This window comes from Vibrio sp. THAF64 (genome assembly GCF_009363455.1).
Lineage (GTDB): Bacteria > Pseudomonadota > Gammaproteobacteria > Enterobacterales > Vibrionaceae > Vibrio > Vibrio coralliilyticus.
This window is the reverse complement of sequence record NZ_CP045355.1, coordinates 3054766-3070328: the sequence shown is the minus strand read 5'-3', so window position 1 is coordinate 3070328 and position 15563 is coordinate 3054766. Positions and strand designations below refer to the sequence as shown.

Annotated in this window: 15 protein-coding genes; 6 read left to right on the top strand and 9 right to left on the bottom strand. The window is 45.1% G+C overall.

Translation table 11 applies throughout. The features are described 5' to 3' along the window. Positions 1–26 precede the first annotated feature (26 nt). The 4 genes from FIU99_RS14200 to ispB all read right to left on the bottom strand — a co-directional run bounded on the left by FIU99_RS14200 (position 27) and on the right by ispB (position 6922). On the bottom strand, positions 27–1979 hold the full coding sequence (locus tag FIU99_RS14200; protein ID WP_152472402.1) for a PTS mannitol transporter subunit IICBA: 1953 nt from the start codon (positions 1977–1979) through the stop codon (positions 27–29). A gap of 500 nt (positions 1980–2479) precedes the next feature. Next, positions 2480–3559: a TRAP transporter substrate-binding protein gene (locus tag FIU99_RS14195; protein ID WP_006958211.1), complete on the bottom strand. Its 1080-nt coding sequence runs from the start codon at positions 3557–3559 to the stop codon at positions 2480–2482. A 264-nt stretch (positions 3560–3823) separates the two neighbouring features. Then, positions 3824–5578 (bottom strand): lysophospholipid acyltransferase family protein, encoded by a 1755-nt coding sequence (locus tag FIU99_RS14190; protein ID WP_006958209.1) that lies wholly within the window; start codon positions 5576–5578, stop codon positions 3824–3826. A 372-nt stretch (positions 5579–5950) separates the two neighbouring features. Further along, on the bottom strand, positions 5951–6922 hold the full coding sequence (gene ispB, locus FIU99_RS14185) for an octaprenyl diphosphate synthase (protein WP_006958205.1): 972 nt from the start codon (positions 6920–6922) through the stop codon (positions 5951–5953). A 272-nt stretch (positions 6923–7194) separates the two neighbouring features. On the opposite strand from ispB, the gene rplU reads away from it, so the two are divergent. From rplU to folA, 6 genes are all read left to right on the top strand, one after another. Next, positions 7195–7506, top strand: coding sequence for a 50S ribosomal protein L21 (gene rplU / locus FIU99_RS14180; protein ID WP_006958203.1), 312 nt, complete (start codon positions 7195–7197; stop codon positions 7504–7506). Positions 7507–7526: 20 nt separating this feature from the next. After that, the gene (gene rpmA / locus FIU99_RS14175) at positions 7527–7784 is read left to right on the top strand and encodes a 50S ribosomal protein L27 (protein WP_004409945.1); all 258 of its coding nucleotides are present in this window, start codon (positions 7527–7529) and stop codon (positions 7782–7784) included. Between the two features lie 277 nt (positions 7785–8061). Beyond that, complete coding sequence (gene cgtA, locus FIU99_RS14170) at positions 8062–9234, top strand: Obg family GTPase CgtA (RefSeq protein ID WP_006958202.1); 1173 nt, start codon at positions 8062–8064, stop codon at positions 9232–9234. Between the two features lie 120 nt (positions 9235–9354). After that, positions 9355–10122, top strand: coding sequence for a threonine/serine exporter ThrE family protein (locus FIU99_RS14165; protein WP_006958201.1), 768 nt, complete (start codon positions 9355–9357; stop codon positions 10120–10122). Then, positions 10122–10592, top strand: a complete 471-nt coding sequence (locus FIU99_RS14160; protein WP_006958194.1) for a threonine/serine exporter family protein — start codon at positions 10122–10124, stop codon at positions 10590–10592. The genes FIU99_RS14165 and FIU99_RS14160 overlap by 1 nt, the downstream gene beginning before the upstream one ends. A 23-nt stretch (positions 10593–10615) precedes the next feature. After that, a complete protein-coding gene (gene folA / locus FIU99_RS14155) occupies positions 10616–11101 on the top strand; it encodes a type 3 dihydrofolate reductase (RefSeq protein WP_006958192.1) in 486 nt (161 codons plus the stop codon). 50 nt (positions 11102–11151) lie between these two features. On the opposite strand, the gene apaH is transcribed toward folA, so the two are convergent. The 5 genes from apaH to surA form a co-directional block, all read right to left on the bottom strand. Continuing rightward, positions 11152–11961: a bis(5'-nucleosyl)-tetraphosphatase (symmetrical) ApaH gene (apaH, locus tag FIU99_RS14150; RefSeq protein ID WP_006958186.1), complete on the bottom strand. Its 810-nt coding sequence runs from the start codon at positions 11959–11961 to the stop codon at positions 11152–11154. A gap of 19 nt (positions 11962–11980) precedes the next feature. Continuing rightward, a complete protein-coding gene (apaG, locus tag FIU99_RS14145) occupies positions 11981–12358 on the bottom strand; it encodes a Co2+/Mg2+ efflux protein ApaG (RefSeq protein WP_006958185.1) in 378 nt (125 codons plus the stop codon). A 72-nt stretch (positions 12359–12430) separates the two neighbouring features. Continuing rightward, entirely contained in the window at positions 12431–13237 is an 807-nt protein-coding gene (rsmA, locus tag FIU99_RS14140; protein WP_006958184.1) for a 16S rRNA (adenine(1518)-N(6)/adenine(1519)-N(6))-dimethyltransferase RsmA, read from the bottom strand. A gap of 12 nt (positions 13238–13249) precedes the next feature. Next, positions 13250–14242 (bottom strand): 4-hydroxythreonine-4-phosphate dehydrogenase PdxA, encoded by a 993-nt coding sequence (pdxA, locus tag FIU99_RS14135; RefSeq protein WP_006958183.1) that lies wholly within the window; start codon positions 14240–14242, stop codon positions 13250–13252. Next, positions 14232–15527, bottom strand: a complete 1296-nt coding sequence (gene surA / locus FIU99_RS14130) for a peptidylprolyl isomerase SurA (protein WP_006958182.1) — start codon at positions 15525–15527, stop codon at positions 14232–14234. The genes pdxA and surA overlap by 11 nt, the downstream gene beginning before the upstream one ends. Positions 15528–15563 lie beyond the last annotated feature (36 nt).

Here is a 15563-nt window from a genome sequence, read left to right as displayed (position 1 = left end):
CAGGAGCAAAGTTGTTAAAGAGGTGATTAAGCGGCTTGCGGGTTACCAAGGATGCTGAGAATTTCCGCAACATCTTTGGTACTCGTTAGCTTATCAATGGCCTCCGGCTCGTCGAGTGCGTTAGTAATGGTGGTAATGACCTGAATGTGTTCGTCATTTTTGGCGGCTATGCCAATGACAAGCTTGGCGACATCGCCTTGATCGTCGGTAAACTGGATGCCAGATGGGTACTGACAAATAACGATGCCGGTCTTCTTAACTTTATCCTTGGCTTCAATGGTGCCGTGTGGAACTGCGATAGATTCACCTAAGTAGGTCGGAACGAGTTTTTCTCGCTCAAACATCGCGTCTACATATTCAGGTTCGGCGTAGCCCATCTCGACCAGTTTATCGCCAGCAAAGCGAATAGCTTCTTCCTTGTTCGTCGCGTTCAGCCCTAAATGAATGTTCTCTGGGGCGATTTGGAAAACGGATTTTGGCTGAGGTTCAAATGTGTCGTCATTGGCTGCCATCAAAGAAACTTTGACTGCTTGCTCGTCATTCGCAGCTTGGCTTTTCTGTGCGGCAAGCAGCTTAGTGACCAGTTGGTTGTACATTTCGCTATCTAAGAAGTTAGTCAGCGAAATATGCTGAGCGTCGGGCGCATGCTTGCGAGCACGATCCGTTAAATCTTTATGAGTAATCACGATATCGGCACTCTCTGTTAAGTTGTTTATCGCAAGATTGTTTACGCTGATACTTAGACCTGCATCTTGTACCTTTTTACGTAGCATACTGGCACCCATTGCGCTGGAACCCATCCCCGCATCACAGGCTACGATAATGCTTTTAACATCCGCTAAGTCTATGTTGCCTTTGTTTTGAGCACTTACTGCACTGTTTGACTTGGTGGCCGACTTCATGTCTTTCATTTGTGATGTTGCTTTTTCAAGTGCAGCTTCATCCCCATCTTCTTCTGAAGTGGATTGGGTTTTCATCAGCAAAGTAGCAACCGTAAACGAAACACCTGTTGCAGCAGCAATAGACGCAAGAACCCCGACAATAGATGCTTTTTGAGTCATGAGTAAGATAGCGAAAATTGAACCTGGTGATGCTGGAGAAACAATACCCGCGTTAAACATGACGAGAACAAATACGCCTGTCATACCACCCGCGATTGCCGCAAGGATCAAGCGTGGATTCATCAGAATATATGGGAAGTAGATTTCGTGAATGCCACCGAAGAAGTGGATGATAGAAGCCCCACCTGCGGTTTGACGAGCCGTTCCTTTACCAAACACCATGTAAGCTAAGAGGATGCCCAGCCCCGGCCCTGGGTTTGCTTCAATAAGAAAGAAGATCGATTGACCCATTTCTGAAGCTTGTTGGATCCCGAGTGGAGAAAATATACCGTGGTTGATCGCGTTGTTTAGGAACAGGATCTTAGCAGGTTCTACAAAAATAGAGGTTAAAGGAAGTAGGTGTGCTGAAACTAGGAAATTAACCCCAGCGGCGAGACCACCAGAAAGTACTTTGACAAATGGTCCAATGAACATGAACGCAAGCATTGCGCCAAGCATACCAATAATGCCTGCTGAGAAGTTGTTGACCAACATCTCAAAGCCACTTTTCACTTTGCCGTCGATGTAGTTATCGAATGTTTTGATTGCCCATCCACCTAGAGGACCGACCATCATGGCACCCATGAACATAGGTATATCGGTACCCACAATCACACCCATAGTGGTGATTGCACCGACAACCGCACCGCGTTCGCCACCGACAAGTTTACCGCCGGTATAACCGATTAACAGTGGTAATAGGTAGGTAATCATTGGGCCGACCATAGACGCTAACGTCTCGTTGGGTAGCCAGCCTGTTGGAATGAATAGAGCAGTAATAAAACCCCACGCGATAAACGCGCCGATATTGGGCATTACCATATTAGACAGAAAACGACCAAAATTTTGTATCTTGATCTTAGCGTCTGGTGATATCATAACAGTTCCCCGTTCGATGTTCTGATGAATATTGTAGTAGTACGGTTCGCCAAAACCGCTTGATTGCTTAGTACCCAATCAATTTACCACACAAATTCATTTTGGAACTGACGACGGGTTTTTTGTGACGTCATGCAAATAATCCTGCCAATAACGCTTTCTTATAGCGATCTCTATCAAGTAATTGGCGTGTAATTTTCATACAAATTGTCAACAACTCATATGTCAATAAAAATCACATGATCATACTCACATTTCCTTGTTTTTAATTGGTTGATATTTTGTGATTTAAATCACTAATTATTGGCGTTGAATTATCGAATATTATAATTTTGTGATCTTTGCCTGATTGATAGGGTGGATGATCTTTACTTTTGGTGTGATAAATATCTCATTTTTGCTTTGGTGAAATAAAGCAACAGTAAGTTCTAGAGGAAAACGGCAGGTTATTGATGTGCTTTCAAATGGGTGGCAAGGACATTTTGCCACCCACAAAAGGCTTAATTGCTATCTAGATAAGCTTTGGAAGAAATATTGGTCCAGGCACGCACCTTAGTCAGGTACTGTTTCTGAGAGCTGATGATCTCCTTTGCTAGTTCATCTTTGTTCGCTAGCTCTTCTAACAGTTCTTGAGTCGCGGTTTGCATTGCGCTGAGCACTTCCGGTGGAAAATCTCGAACTTTAATGTTGGGATATTCAGCGCTCATGCTCGCCCAGCTGTTGGCATTAGCATCGAGTGCCTGTGTGTACATATCAAATGCCGCTACCCTGAATGCTGTTTCTAGGATCGATTGAAGATCTTTAGGTAGTCTGTCCCACGTTTTTTTATTGACTAGGAATTGAGTTTCAGAGCCAGGCTCGTGCCACGCTGTGTAATAGTAGGGGGCGATTTTTTGAAAGCCCATACGCAAATCGAAAGCAGGGCCTACCCATTCAAGCGCATCAATTGTGCCTCGTTCAAGTGAGGTATACAGTTCGCCAGGAGCTATGTTGGTTGGTTTTGCTCCAACCTTGGCCATCACTTCACCGGCAAATCCAGGAATGCGAATTTTTAAACCTTTTAGGTCTTCAACGGAATTGATCTCTTTTTTAAACCAGCCGCCCATCTGAATATCGGAGTTGCCACCAGGGAAGGAAAGTAAGTTATGCGGTGCATAGACTTTTTCCATCAACTCCATACCACCACCACGATAAAACCAAGCGTATTGCTCGGTCGTGATCATCCCGAAGGGCATGGAAGAGAAATACAGTGTGTTAGGTACTTTACCTTTCCAATAATACGAACTGGAGTGCCCAAGGTCGTACTGACCTGACTTGACCATATCGAAAATGCCCAATGGCGCTTTGTGTTTATTGGCAGAGTCTATGCGAATCTTAAGGCGTCCGTTAGACATCTCCTCTGCTAACTGAGCCATGTTCTTCGTGGCATCACCTAGAATTGGAGTATTTGGTCCCCAAGTTTCAGCTAGCTTGAGTCGATAGACTTTTTCTGCGGCGAAACTGGTGACAGACGCTAAACCTAATAGCAACGCGATGGCGCCAGTAACTGTAGAGCGAATGGTTTTATGAGATGGCATCATGATGGAGGTTACTTCCTTGTTATTGTGATTATCGTTACCCCTAGATTTCAGTTAGATGATAGTTCCGTCAATGGATTTTTGATTGGCATAATCTTGGTCAATCGATATAAAAGTCGGCTTTTTAGCAGCTATGAAAGATTGTTGCTTTGTTGCTGAGTTACGGTGTGAAAGATCGCTTTGAAATTTATTTTAAATCAAGTGAATTCTCTGGATAGCAAAAGTGCTGCGTAAGTCACGCAGCATTTTCGTTGTTGTTCAACCAAGTTAAGGGGTGTGATGCGCTAGGTACTGCTGGGCTTGAGAAGTGCCCATGTAACGGGCTAGTGTTTTGACTGGTACTTGCTGAAGATCAACCATGATCAACCCATCTAATGCATTGTTAAAAGAAGGATCGACATTGAACGACACTAATTTACCATTCAGGCCCAAATATTGACGCAACAATACGGGAACCCCTTTGCCGTCATCAATACGAGCAATCACTCGCGACAATAGCTGGAGATCGCCCAACGCGGTCAGCATGCTAGTATTCCAATTTTTAGGTTGAACTGGCAGAGGGTTCGATGGTGTCACATATTCGGCTTTCTCTGAGTCGTAATGATGGAGAGTCATGGTATCGGCAAGCAGTTGTCTTGCTTGCTCACTGTAATCGTTACTGATACTGACAGGGCCAAACAAATGCGTATAGCTTGGGTTGCGGTGGACGAAAGTGGCGATCCCTTTCCAGAGCAATAGCAGAGCGCCCATACTTTTTTGATAACGTTCATCAATCACCGAGCGACCCATTTCAATCGATTTGCCCATGGTGTTGAGAAAGTCTTCGCCATAATGAAAAAGGGTTCTCGAATAAAGGCCGGACAACCCCTTGTTCTGCATAAGCTTATCGATTAACCCAAGACGATAGGCGCCAACTAGGCATTCATTATCTCTGTCCCAGATAAACAAATGCTTGTAGTAACGATCAAATTCGTCGATGTCTAAAGCGAGGCCTGTACCTTCACCCACTTTGCGAAAGTTATTCTCTCTCAGCCTGCCTATTTCATGCAGTAATGAAGGAATATGCTCGGCGTCAGTGCAATAGACGTCAAACTCACCACTGGTCAATAAGTGATGCTCAGCCGGTAGCTTGGCAAGGTCAGTTTTAAGGTCTTGAACAGGTAAAGCGTGCGCGACAGGTAAAGGGTTAGACTCTAACTCTTCGCTGTGCCCACCAGTTAAAGTTTTGTTTTGTAATAAGTAGGTATTCAGGCGAAGGTAGTTAACAATTTGCGCATCTGTTAGGCCGTTGACTTCTTTAAATTTGATTGCCGACCCGATAGATATATTGATCGGCTGTTGGGTTTTATTGAGTAGTTCGCGGCCAAGCATCAAGGTTCTTAGTAGAGGGTGCACTTTGCCAGCCATATAGAAGCGCTTGGAGTTTTGACCATCGATAAACATTGGTATGGTACTCGCTTTGGCCTTACGCACTAAGCTGCTCACCGAACGGCTCCATTCCTTATCCTCGATACGTTGAGTCTTACGATCAACCAGCTGGGAGACTTCCCCTGCAGGGAAAAGGAGCAATAGCCCACCTTGATCTAAATGATGGTGAGCCTGTCGAAGCGCTTTAAGGTTCGCTTTGTGGGCGTTCTTGCCTTCAAATACGTCGACACCTATAAACAGCTTATCCAGCTCAGGGACAGTTTTTAAATACTGGTTTGCCAATATCTGTACATCGTCTCTGACATGCAGCAGTAGCTCTGCCAGTATCACCCCTTCAACGCAGCCAAGAGGATGGTTGGCCACGACCACTGTTGCTCCTTGGGTAGGAATATGCGTCAAAGAGCCTTTAATTACCTGATAATCAATACCGAGAATCTCTAGAGTAAATCGAAGAAATGCTTTGCTATCACAGCCTACTGGCCTTTGCGCGTAATATTGGTCAAGCTTATGTAGACCAGTGGCCCACTCGGCTAAGTTTTCTCCTAAACCAAAAGGTGTCTTACGTGGTAAACGAAAAGGGCTCGAAACTTCCATATTGTCCTCGGTTCTACGATTTTCAAACCGAGATTAGGTCGGTTTGATTGCAGTTTGAGGTCAGTGGAGTGAGAGATTTATGAACGAGCGATGACGCTTTCGTGATCCAATAATAAATGGCAGCGTGTTGCTAATTTCGGGTGTAACAGTGGCAACTTGCTTGAACGAACAATACGATTGGTCGCAAAATGTACGGAATGCTTGCCCGTGTTGGTCATTTACTGCTAGGTTGAAAGAGCGGGGAAGACTTATTACTAACAAAAGTGCGGCATCAGACTTAGCTCGGAGTTAGTAATAGCAGAGTCAATAGACCTTCGATTTGCTGGGCTGGAATCAACGGGAACTTTAGGGTTCCCGTTGTTACATATGAAGTTATTTCGAGCGATGTACTGACATATGTGCCAGTGTTACGAGAGCTTCCTTATAAGGAGACTCGCTGAGGACAGATAATTCTGCAATTGCTTTATCCGCTTCTTGATACGCTTTTTGGCGGGTATATTCTAAAGAACCTGTCTGCTCCATGGCTTCCATAATGGAATCGAGCTTCTCCATACCGTTGGCTTTTTCAATCGCCTCACGAATCATCTGGGTTTGCTCGGGTGTGCCATGTTGCATCGCATAGAGCAGCGGCAGCGTTGGTTTACCTTCTGCAAGATCATCACCAACATTTTTACCCATTTCATCGCCATCAGATGTGTAGTCCATGACATCATCGATCAACTGGAATGCGGTACCCAAATATTTACCATAGTTTTGCAGAGCGGTTTCTACTTCCGATGGAGCATCATTAAGAATAGCGCCAATTTGAGTAGCGGCCTCGAACAGACGTGCAGTCTTAGAGTAGATAACCTGCATGTAGCTTTCTTCTGTGGTATCTGGGTCATTACAGTTCATTAACTGTTGAACTTCACCTTCAGCGATGATGTTGACCGCATCACTCATCAACTTAAGGATCTTCATGGATCCTAGCTCTGTCATCATTTGAAAAGAGCGCGTATAGATAAAGTCACCAACCAATACGCTGGCTGCATTACCGAAAGCGGCATTGGCGGTTGCTTTTCCGCGACGCATATCGGATTCGTCGACAACATCATCGTGTAGCAGTGTAGCTGTGTGAATAAATTCAATAAACGCTGCTGCTGTGGTGTGCGCCTGGCCCTGGTAGCCCAGAGCACGAGCTGACAGCACAGCTAAAAGGGGACGTATGCGCTTACCACCACCACTAATGATGTAAAAACCTAATTGGTTGATTAAAGATACGTCTGAGTTGAGTTGAGCATGAATTGTTTCATTCACTTTTGCCATGTCATCGGCAGTTAGCGCTTGGATAGCTTTAAAATCCATTGTAAATCCGGCTGAAGTTAGAACTAGTAAGGTCTTCTTATCTGATTTAATTACTGAATAATACACTAAAAAACGTTGATTAATACATGGCTAAAGGGCATGATTGCCGCACTTTTATCTGGCGATTAGCTTTTCGCCAATTTTTTCAAAATATGGCTTGTCATAGGGACATCTCTTCTGTAGAATCTGCGCCCTATTGATGATTAGTTTAGCGCACACCCATGATGCTCATTAAATAAGCATAAGGCTGTGCGGAAAAAGCGGAGTAAGATATGTACGCTGTTTTCCAATCTGGTGGTAAACAACACCGTGTAAGCGAAGGTCAAACTCTTCGTTTAGAGAAATTAGACGTAGAAACTGGTGCAACTGTTGAATTTGATAAAGTTCTTCTTGTTGCTAACGGCGAAGACGTTCAAGTTGGCGCTCCTCTAGTAGAGGGCGGCAAAGTAGTTGCTGAAGTTGTACAACACGGTCGTGGCGACAAAGTTAAAGTCGTTAAGTTCCGTCGTCGTAAGCACTCTCGTAAGCAACAGGGTCACCGTCAGTGGTTCACTGAAGTGAAGATCACTGGTATCAACGCTTAATTTATTAGGAGAGTTTAACAATGGCACACAAAAAAGCTGGTGGTTCTACTCGTAACGGCCGCGATTCAGAAAGTAAACGTCTGGGTGTTAAGCGTTTCGGTGGTGAATCTGTTCTTGCAGGTAACATCATCGTTCGTCAACGTGGTACTAAGTTCCATGCTGGTACTAACGTTGGTATCGGTAAAGACCACACTCTATTCGCTCTTACTGAAGGTAAAGTGAAGTTCGAAGTGAAAGGTCCTAAGAACCGTAAATTCGTAAGCATCGAAGCTGAGTAATTCTCGCTGAGATTAAGAATTTAGGCTTCTAGCTGAATTCAAAAGCCCTGCCGATTCGGCGGGGTTTTTTATTTGTAGCGAGATGGAATCGATACTAAGGCACTTTGTAAAAAGTCCCTCATTATATATTCCTGAGTAGCAGAACGATCTGGGATTTTAGGTGATCGATCTGAAATTGGGATCTGCTAGAATTTATATCATTCATTTGCCTAAATACGGTTAGTGAGATGATATTTGCAACGCAGCTACGTGATGTAGCAATTGGGCGGAGTAAGAGATGAAATTCGTTGATGAAGCGGTAGTTAAAGTTCAGGCCGGAGACGGCGGTAACGGTGTAGTGAGTTTCTGGCGAGAGAAATTCGTTGCGAAAGGCGGTCCGGACGGTGGTGACGGTGGTGATGGCGGCGATGTTTACATCCAAGCTGACGAAAACCTTAACACGTTAATTGATTATCGCTTCCAGCGCTTCTATGAAGCAGAACGTGGTGAAAATGGCCGTGGCGGTAACTGTACTGGTAAACGTGGTAAAGACAAAGTTCTACGTGTGCCTGTTGGTACTCGCGCTGTGGATATTCACACCAATGAAATCGTGGCGGAAGTTGCTGAGCATGGCAAAAAGATCATGGTCGCAAAAGGTGGTTGGCACGGTTTAGGTAACACGCGTTTTAAATCGTCAGTCAACCGTGCACCGCGTCAAAAGACGTTAGGTACTAAAGGTGAAATTCGCGAAGTTCGTTTAGAGCTGTTGCTACTTGCTGATGTGGGTATGCTTGGTTTGCCGAATGCAGGTAAATCGACATTTATTCGTTCTGTATCAGCAGCTAAGCCAAAAGTAGCTGACTACCCATTTACGACTTTGATCCCTAGCTTAGGTGTAGTCAGTGTTGTACCTGAGAAGAGCTTTGTTGTCGCGGATATTCCTGGATTGATCGAAGGCGCTGCGGATGGCGCTGGCCTTGGTATTCGCTTCTTGAAACATTTAGAGCGTTGTCGAGTTCTACTGCATATGATCGACATTATGCCAATTGATCAAAGTGATCCTGTACAGAATGCCTTAACCATCATTGATGAGCTTGAGCAGTACAGTGAGAAGTTAGCAGACAAGCCGCGTTGGCTTATCTTCAACAAGGTTGATTTGATGCCTGAAGAAGAAGCGAACGAAGTGATCCAAAATATTCTCGATGCTCTAGGTTGGGAAGAGGACTACTACAAGATCTCCGCGGTGAATAAGCAAGGAACCAAAGAGCTTTGTTACAAGTTGGCTGACTTTATGGAGAATCTACCTCGTGAAGAAGAAGAGATCTCTGAAGAAGAGAAAGTTGACTTCATGTGGGATGATTACCATAAAGACGCAATGTCAGGCAAAGACGTCATTACTGAAGACGACGATGACTGGGATGATTGGGACGATGAAGAAGACGACGGGCATGTCGTTTATGTCCGCGAATAATCCTTAAGTTGATTGAAAGCCGCAATGTTCAAAGCATTGCGGCTTTTTTGTATTTAAATCAAATCAATCGTCGGCGTGATTCGCCACAATAGCAGGATTCTAAAGGAGTAGGATTGATTTATGGTTTCAAAACAACGCAGTGTTTCTCGCCTTATCGCTCAAGCCGGGCAAATGCTGCTTGCGCATGGTGCAGAGAGCACATTGGTAGGGGATATTACTCGACGCATCGGACTTGCGAGTGGCATGGATGAGGTGGAAGTTTCTTTGTCTGCAAGTTCGTTAGTAGTGACGACTGTGTATCAGGAGCACTGTATTACCACTGCACGCCGCAGCCCTGATCGCGGAATCAACATGAGGGTCATCACCCAGATACAACGGATTTGTATCATGCTCGAAAGGGGAATCATAGATCATGCCTTGGCTCAGCATAAACTGGAAAGAATTAGTCCCGAACGTTATAACAGATGGCTAGTTGTAGGTATGATCGGCTTATCTTGCGCTGCATTTAGTCGACTAGCGGGAGGGGATTGGGTGGTCTTTGCTATGACATTCATCGCTTCTTCGATCGGAATGATAGTCAGGCAAGAAATCGGCCATCGCCACTTTAACCCCTTGATGAACTTTGCCGCGACAGCGTTTGTTACAACTGTTGTGTCAGCGCAAGCGGTAATTTATGGGCTAGGTAATTCGCCGTTTTTGGTTATGGCCTCTTCGGTACTTATGCTGGTGCCAGGGTTCCCGCTAATTAATGCTGTCGCTGATATGCTCAAAGGCTGTATCAATATGGGCATTGCTCGCTTTGTTATGGCAAGCCTGCTTACCTTGGCAACCTGCCTTGGTATCGTCGCGGCCATGAGCCTAGTTGGTGTCTGGGGGTGGGTGTTGTGATGTGGTTTGATTTATTGGTTGCTTTGCTCAACGACATGCTGTTTGCCGCGATTCCTGCTGTGGGTTTTGCTTTAGTCTTTAATGTCCCCCAAAAAGCCTTGGTCTATTGTGCTATCGGGGGGGCAATTGGTCATGGTTCACGTTATTTGATGATGCATTTTGGTATCCCTATCGAATGGGCCACCTTTTTTGCTGCGATGTTGGTTAGTATTGTTGGTATCCATTGGTCTCATCGCTTTCTCGCTCATCCGAAAGTGTTCACCGTAGCGGCGTTGATTCCTATGGTTCCAGGTGTATTTGCGTTTAAGGCAATGATTGCCTTAGTGGAGCTTAATCATAGAGGGTACAGCCATGAGTTGGTCGCGATGTTGGCAGAAAACTTCCTTAAAGCAATGTTTATAATTGCGGGATTAGCGGTTGGCTTAGCGATGCCGGGATTGCTATTCTATCGCCGGAAACCGATAATCTGAGACGTTTTAAAGGAGCATCAGCAATGATCATCAGTATGATCGCCGCCATGGCAAAAGATCGAGTAATTGGTAAAGACAATCAAATGCCGTGGCATCTACCCGCAGATTTTGCTTGGTTCAAACGTTGTACTATGGGCAAGCCTGTTGTTATGGGGCGTAAGACGTACGAGTCGATTGGTCGACCACTTCCAGGTCGTCAGAATATTGTGATCAGTCGTGATGCTAACTTAGCCATTGAAGACGTCACGACAGTGACCTCTATTGACGACGCCATAAAAGCTGCTGGTGACGTGGAAGAAGTGATGATCATTGGTGGTGGTGCGATTTATAAAGCCTGCCTTCCTCAAGCGGATAAGCTCTACGTGACTTATATCGATGCCCAAATAGAAGGCGATACCCAATTTCCGTCTTGGGGAGATATGTTTAAAGAAAGCCATTCTGAAAACTACGCAGCGGATGAGAAAAATGCGTACGATATGCGATTTGTTGTTTTAGAGCGACAGGGCTAGCAGATTAGTTAACAGTTTATGATCTGGAGTAGCTGATTGTTGTCGGCTCTCTAGCTCTCTAGCGAATTTTGTGTAAAAAACGTCTTATCTTCCCATCTCAACATCGTCAAGCTGCCACCCCATACGCAGCCGGTATCTAATCCAATGACATCCTTGCCGGTATAACCTTCCAATGCAGCCCAGTGGCCAAACAACACTGTCTTATTCAGCGGAATACGATTGTTAAGTTCAAACCATGGCGTTAAATGACTATCTTGGACGTCTTTTGGTGGACGCTTACAAGCCATGTCTAACCTTCCGTCGGAAAAGCAGAAGCGCATTCGCGTGAAGGCGTTAATGATGTAACGGTAGCGCTCAATGCCTTCGAGCTTGTCAGACCATGAGTCGGGTTGATTATCGTACATGTTTTTGATCAGCCAATGCCATTCTTTGCTCTGTAAAATGGCTTCGACCTCTCTGGCACTGTTTCTAGCGACATCAAGCGACCACTGTGGCGAAATGCCTGCATGGCACATCACGAACTCATCATGTTCAGCGAAAAGGGGTTGCTGCCTAAGCCAATTGAGTAGCTCTTGTTTGTCGTCAGCATTAAAGATAGGAGCCGTCTTATCTTTGCTCTTAACTTTGTGTACACCTATTGATACGGCAAGTAAATGCAGGTCATGATTACCTAAAACCACTTTAGCTGATTGACCTAGACCTTTAATAAAGCGCAGTGTCTCTAGCGATTTTGGCCCTCGAGCAACCAGATCACCAGCGACCCAGAGCGTATCAGATTGAGGATTGAAACTCGCTTGTTTGAGTAGTAGTTTGAGCTCATCAAAGCAGCCTTGAATATCACCGACGATGTAATTAGACACAAAAATTCCTGTGTGGATATTAGTTGAGAATATTCGGTAGAGCGAGTCTGAAGGGTTCTATTTCGGTGCTAAACTCTCGGCCTTTTTCATCAAGGAGAATATATTGTCCTTGCATTACACCGACTGGTGTTTCTAGAGCGGTGCCGCTGCTGTAAGTATACTCATCACTTCCCGGAATGAATGGCTGTTGACCAACCACACCATCACCTTCCACCGTCATCTGTTTGCCATTGGCGTCAGTAATCAGCCAGCGACGACTAATGAGTTGGACGGTTTGATTGCTGAGGTTTTTTATTGTGATGACGTAGGCAAAGACGTAGCGTTTTGAATCAGGCTGAGACTGCTCTGAGATATACTTGGTATGAACTTGAACTTTAATACAAGGGTTAGCTTCCATGTAGACTCCTGCGTACAAGTCAAAAAAATTAGAGTTGTAGACCAATAGGTTACAACTCTAATTATATGAAGATTATTTGTGGTTTGCGTCCAACCAGTTGGCTAAGTCGACAAATTGCTCCAATGTTAAGTTCTCTGGGCGCATTCCTGGGTTGATGCCCAGTTGTTCTAGAATCTCAGCATTGACTAAAGATTTATAACAGTTTCGGACTGTTTTACGTCTTTGGTTGAAGCCGTCACGACATACGCGATCTAACCAGTTAAGGCTTGTCGCTGGATAAGGTAACGTCTCGTAAGGGACCAGACGAACAACAGCAGAATCGACTTTTGGTGGTGGAACGAACGCCGTCGGTGGAACTTCCAGTACTGGTACCACCTTACAATAGTATTGCGCCATGACGGTTAGGCGGCCGTAAGCTTTTGTGCCTGGACCTGCTGCTAAACGGTTAACCACTTCTTTCTGCAGCATAAAGTGCATATCTTGAATATCTTTATGGTACTCAAAGAGGTGGAACATCAACGGAGTAGAGATGTTGTATGGCAGGTTACCAAAAATGCGTAATCTATTGTTAGGCTTCACCAATTGAGTGAAGTCGAAACGCATGGCATCGCCTTCGTGAATGGTTAGCTTTTCGGCTAATTCTGGATGAGTTCTTAAGCGCTCAGCCAAATCACGGTCAAGTTCAATCACTGTGAACTTATCCACTTCTCGACCAACCGGTTCTGTAATTGCACCTAGGCCGGGACCAATCTCAACCAAGTTCTGGCCTGGCTTAGGATTGATTGCAGAGACAATACCATCAATGATGTATGGATCGTTTAAGAAGTTTTGACCAAAGCGTTTACGTGCTTTGTGCCCTAAATGGACATCGTTTCTCATAGTGTTCTCAAGTTAACTGGTTTTCTTATCGACAAGCTCAATTGCGTGAGTCAGTGCCGTTGTAAAACTTCCTGTATCTGCATCACCTGTCCCTGCAAGGTCCAATGCAGTGCCGTGATCCACGGATGTCCTGATAAATGGTAGGCCCAGAGTAATGTTCACTGAACGACCGAAACCTTTATATTTTAGCACTGGGAGAACCTGATCGTGGTACATGCCCAATACGGCATCCGCCTCGTTGAGGTACTTTTCGTTAAAAATCGTATCGGCAGGGAGTGGCCCGACAAGATCAATACCGTCTTCCTGACGCAGCTTCTCCAGTGTTGGCGTGATGGTGTCAATTTCTTCCCGACCCAGACAGCCATCTTCTCCTGCATGTGGATTCAATCCACAGACATATATTTTAGGTGATGAAATAGCAAACTTCTCAACCAAATCCTGATGGAGAATATGCACTATTTTCTTTAGCCTATCTTCGGTTACTGCTTTAGAAACGTAAGCCAATGGAATATGAGTCGTCACCAAAGCAACTCTGAGTCCTTCGGTAGCCAGCATCATCACCACCAGTGGCGTATTTGATTTGTCAGCAAAGAACTCAGTATGACCACTAAACGCGACGCCAGATCGATTAATTACGCCTTTGTGCACAGGGCCGGTGACAATAGCATCAAACTCACCATTCATACAGCCCAAAGCGGCTCTTTCTAGTGTTTCTAATACGTAATGGCCATTTCTCTCATCGAGCTGACCCGCAATCGCGGGGACATTAAGCGCAATATGATCGACAACCAACGAGCCAGATTGCTGAGGTGTAGGAATCTCTGCAGCATCATAATCAATAAGTTGTACGTCGATATTGAGTTGTTTAGCGCGTTGCTCCAGCAAACCTTTATCCGCACTGACCACTATTTGGTGTGGCCAGCTTTGCTTAGAAAGGGCTAGGACCAAATCTGGGCCGATACCTGCGGGTTCGCCCGCGGTTACAACGATGCGCTTAATTGTCATCCTGTTCTTCCTTGACCACTTCAACAAATGCACTGGCGCGGATTTCCTGTAGCCAAGCACTGGCTTCTTCGTTGAATTTACGGTTAAAGATAATTCGATACGCTTTGTTCTTTAGTGCTGAATCAGTGCGATCGACCTCACGTCTATCCATCACTTCAACAATGTGCCAGCCGTGTACGGTTTTGAATGGTTCACTGATTTGACCCACAGGTAGTGTGTCGACCTGATGTTTGAATTCAGGTACGTAAAGATCAGAGGTTTGGTAACCAAGCTCACCTTGCTGGGCCGCTGAACCAGGGTCTTGGCTGTATTGCTGAGCCATTTCCGCAAAGGTTGCTTTGCCTGATTGAATTCGTCGAGTAATATCTAGAAGCTCTTTCTGAACGCCTTCATCGCTAAGAATTACGGTTGGTTTAATCAGAATATGACGGGCATTCACTTCTGTGACTGCAACCGTCTCAAGCCCCTTCACATCTTCAATTTTTAGGATATGAAAGCCAACACCGCTGCGAAATGGACCGATAATACTGCCTTTATTCTGCAAATTGATTTGATCGGCAAAGATGGTTGGCATCTCTTCTTTACGCATCCATCCCCAATCACCGCCTTGTAAAGCTTTAGGACCTTTTGAATAGGTGTAAGCCATGGTACTGAAATCAGAACCTTGGTTGAGCTCTTTAACGATCTGATTGGCTTTTTCTTCGATGGCAGCTTTGTCATCACCATCATTTACGCGTAGCTGGATGTGGCCAATTTTGTATTGCACGGTCGCGTTGGTTTCTTTGGCTAGAATGTTCGCAAGATTATCGACTTCAGCCGGAAGAATATTAATACGACGACGAACTAACGCATTGCGTGCCTCATTTGCGGCAATTTCTTTACGTACCTGTTCGCGAAATTGAGCGTAGCTTAGTCCTTCTTCCGCAATAGAGGTGTTCAGTTGCTGAAGTGTTTGGTTGTTGTTCTTGGCTATCTCGTCAATCGCTTCGTTTAGACGGTTGTCGTCTATACGAACGCCAATTCGTTCCGCTTCTTGCTGCTGGATGGTATCTACAATCAGTTTTTCTGTGACTTGCTCACGTAGAGTCGCTTCATCTGGAAGTGACTGGTTGTTCTTTTTCGCGTTAGCGCGAATGGTTTTAAGCGAAGTTTCAATATCACTCTGTAATACCACGCCGCTATTAACAATCACCGCTACCTTATCTAGTTCGACAGGCTCGGCTTGTACAAAAGAAAGCTGGCTGGCTGCAATCAGTCCAAGCAAGGTTTGCTTCCAAAGTTTCATTAAATTTCCTGTGAGAATATCTAGCCTGTGGTGTTA

What these genes read in the sequence shown, in the direction of transcription:
- FIU99_RS14200 (WP_152472402.1), bottom strand. Translation starts at nt 1,979, where the DNA reads ATGATATCACCAGACGCTAAGATCAAGATACAAAATTTTGGTCGTTTT.
- FIU99_RS14195 (WP_006958211.1), bottom strand. Translation starts at nt 3,559, where the DNA reads ATGATGCCATCTCATAAAACCATTCGCTCTACAGTTACTGGCGCCATC.
- FIU99_RS14190 (WP_006958209.1), bottom strand. Translation starts at nt 5,578, where the DNA reads ATGGAAGTTTCGAGCCCTTTTCGTTTACCACGTAAGACACCTTTTGGT.
- ispB (WP_006958205.1), bottom strand. Translation starts at nt 6,922, where the DNA reads ATGGATTTTAAAGCTATCCAAGCGCTAACTGCCGATGACATGGCAAAA.
- rplU (WP_006958203.1), top strand. Translation starts at nt 7,195, where the DNA reads ATGTACGCTGTTTTCCAATCTGGTGGTAAACAACACCGTGTAAGCGAA.
- rpmA (WP_004409945.1), top strand. Translation starts at nt 7,527, where the DNA reads ATGGCACACAAAAAAGCTGGTGGTTCTACTCGTAACGGCCGCGATTCA.
- cgtA (WP_006958202.1), top strand. Translation starts at nt 8,062, where the DNA reads ATGAAATTCGTTGATGAAGCGGTAGTTAAAGTTCAGGCCGGAGACGGC.
- FIU99_RS14165 (WP_006958201.1), top strand. Translation starts at nt 9,355, where the DNA reads ATGGTTTCAAAACAACGCAGTGTTTCTCGCCTTATCGCTCAAGCCGGG.
- FIU99_RS14160 (WP_006958194.1), top strand. Translation starts at nt 10,122, where the DNA reads ATGTGGTTTGATTTATTGGTTGCTTTGCTCAACGACATGCTGTTTGCC.
- folA (WP_006958192.1), top strand. Translation starts at nt 10,616, where the DNA reads ATGATCATCAGTATGATCGCCGCCATGGCAAAAGATCGAGTAATTGGT.
- apaG (WP_006958185.1), bottom strand. Translation starts at nt 12,358, where the DNA reads ATGGAAGCTAACCCTTGTATTAAAGTTCAAGTTCATACCAAGTATATC.
- rsmA (WP_006958184.1), bottom strand. Translation starts at nt 13,237, where the DNA reads ATGAGAAACGATGTCCATTTAGGGCACAAAGCACGTAAACGCTTTGGT.
- pdxA (WP_006958183.1), bottom strand. Translation starts at nt 14,242, where the DNA reads ATGACAATTAAGCGCATCGTTGTAACCGCGGGCGAACCCGCAGGTATC.
- surA (WP_006958182.1), bottom strand. Translation starts at nt 15,527, where the DNA reads ATGAAACTTTGGAAGCAAACCTTGCTTGGACTGATTGCAGCCAGCCAG.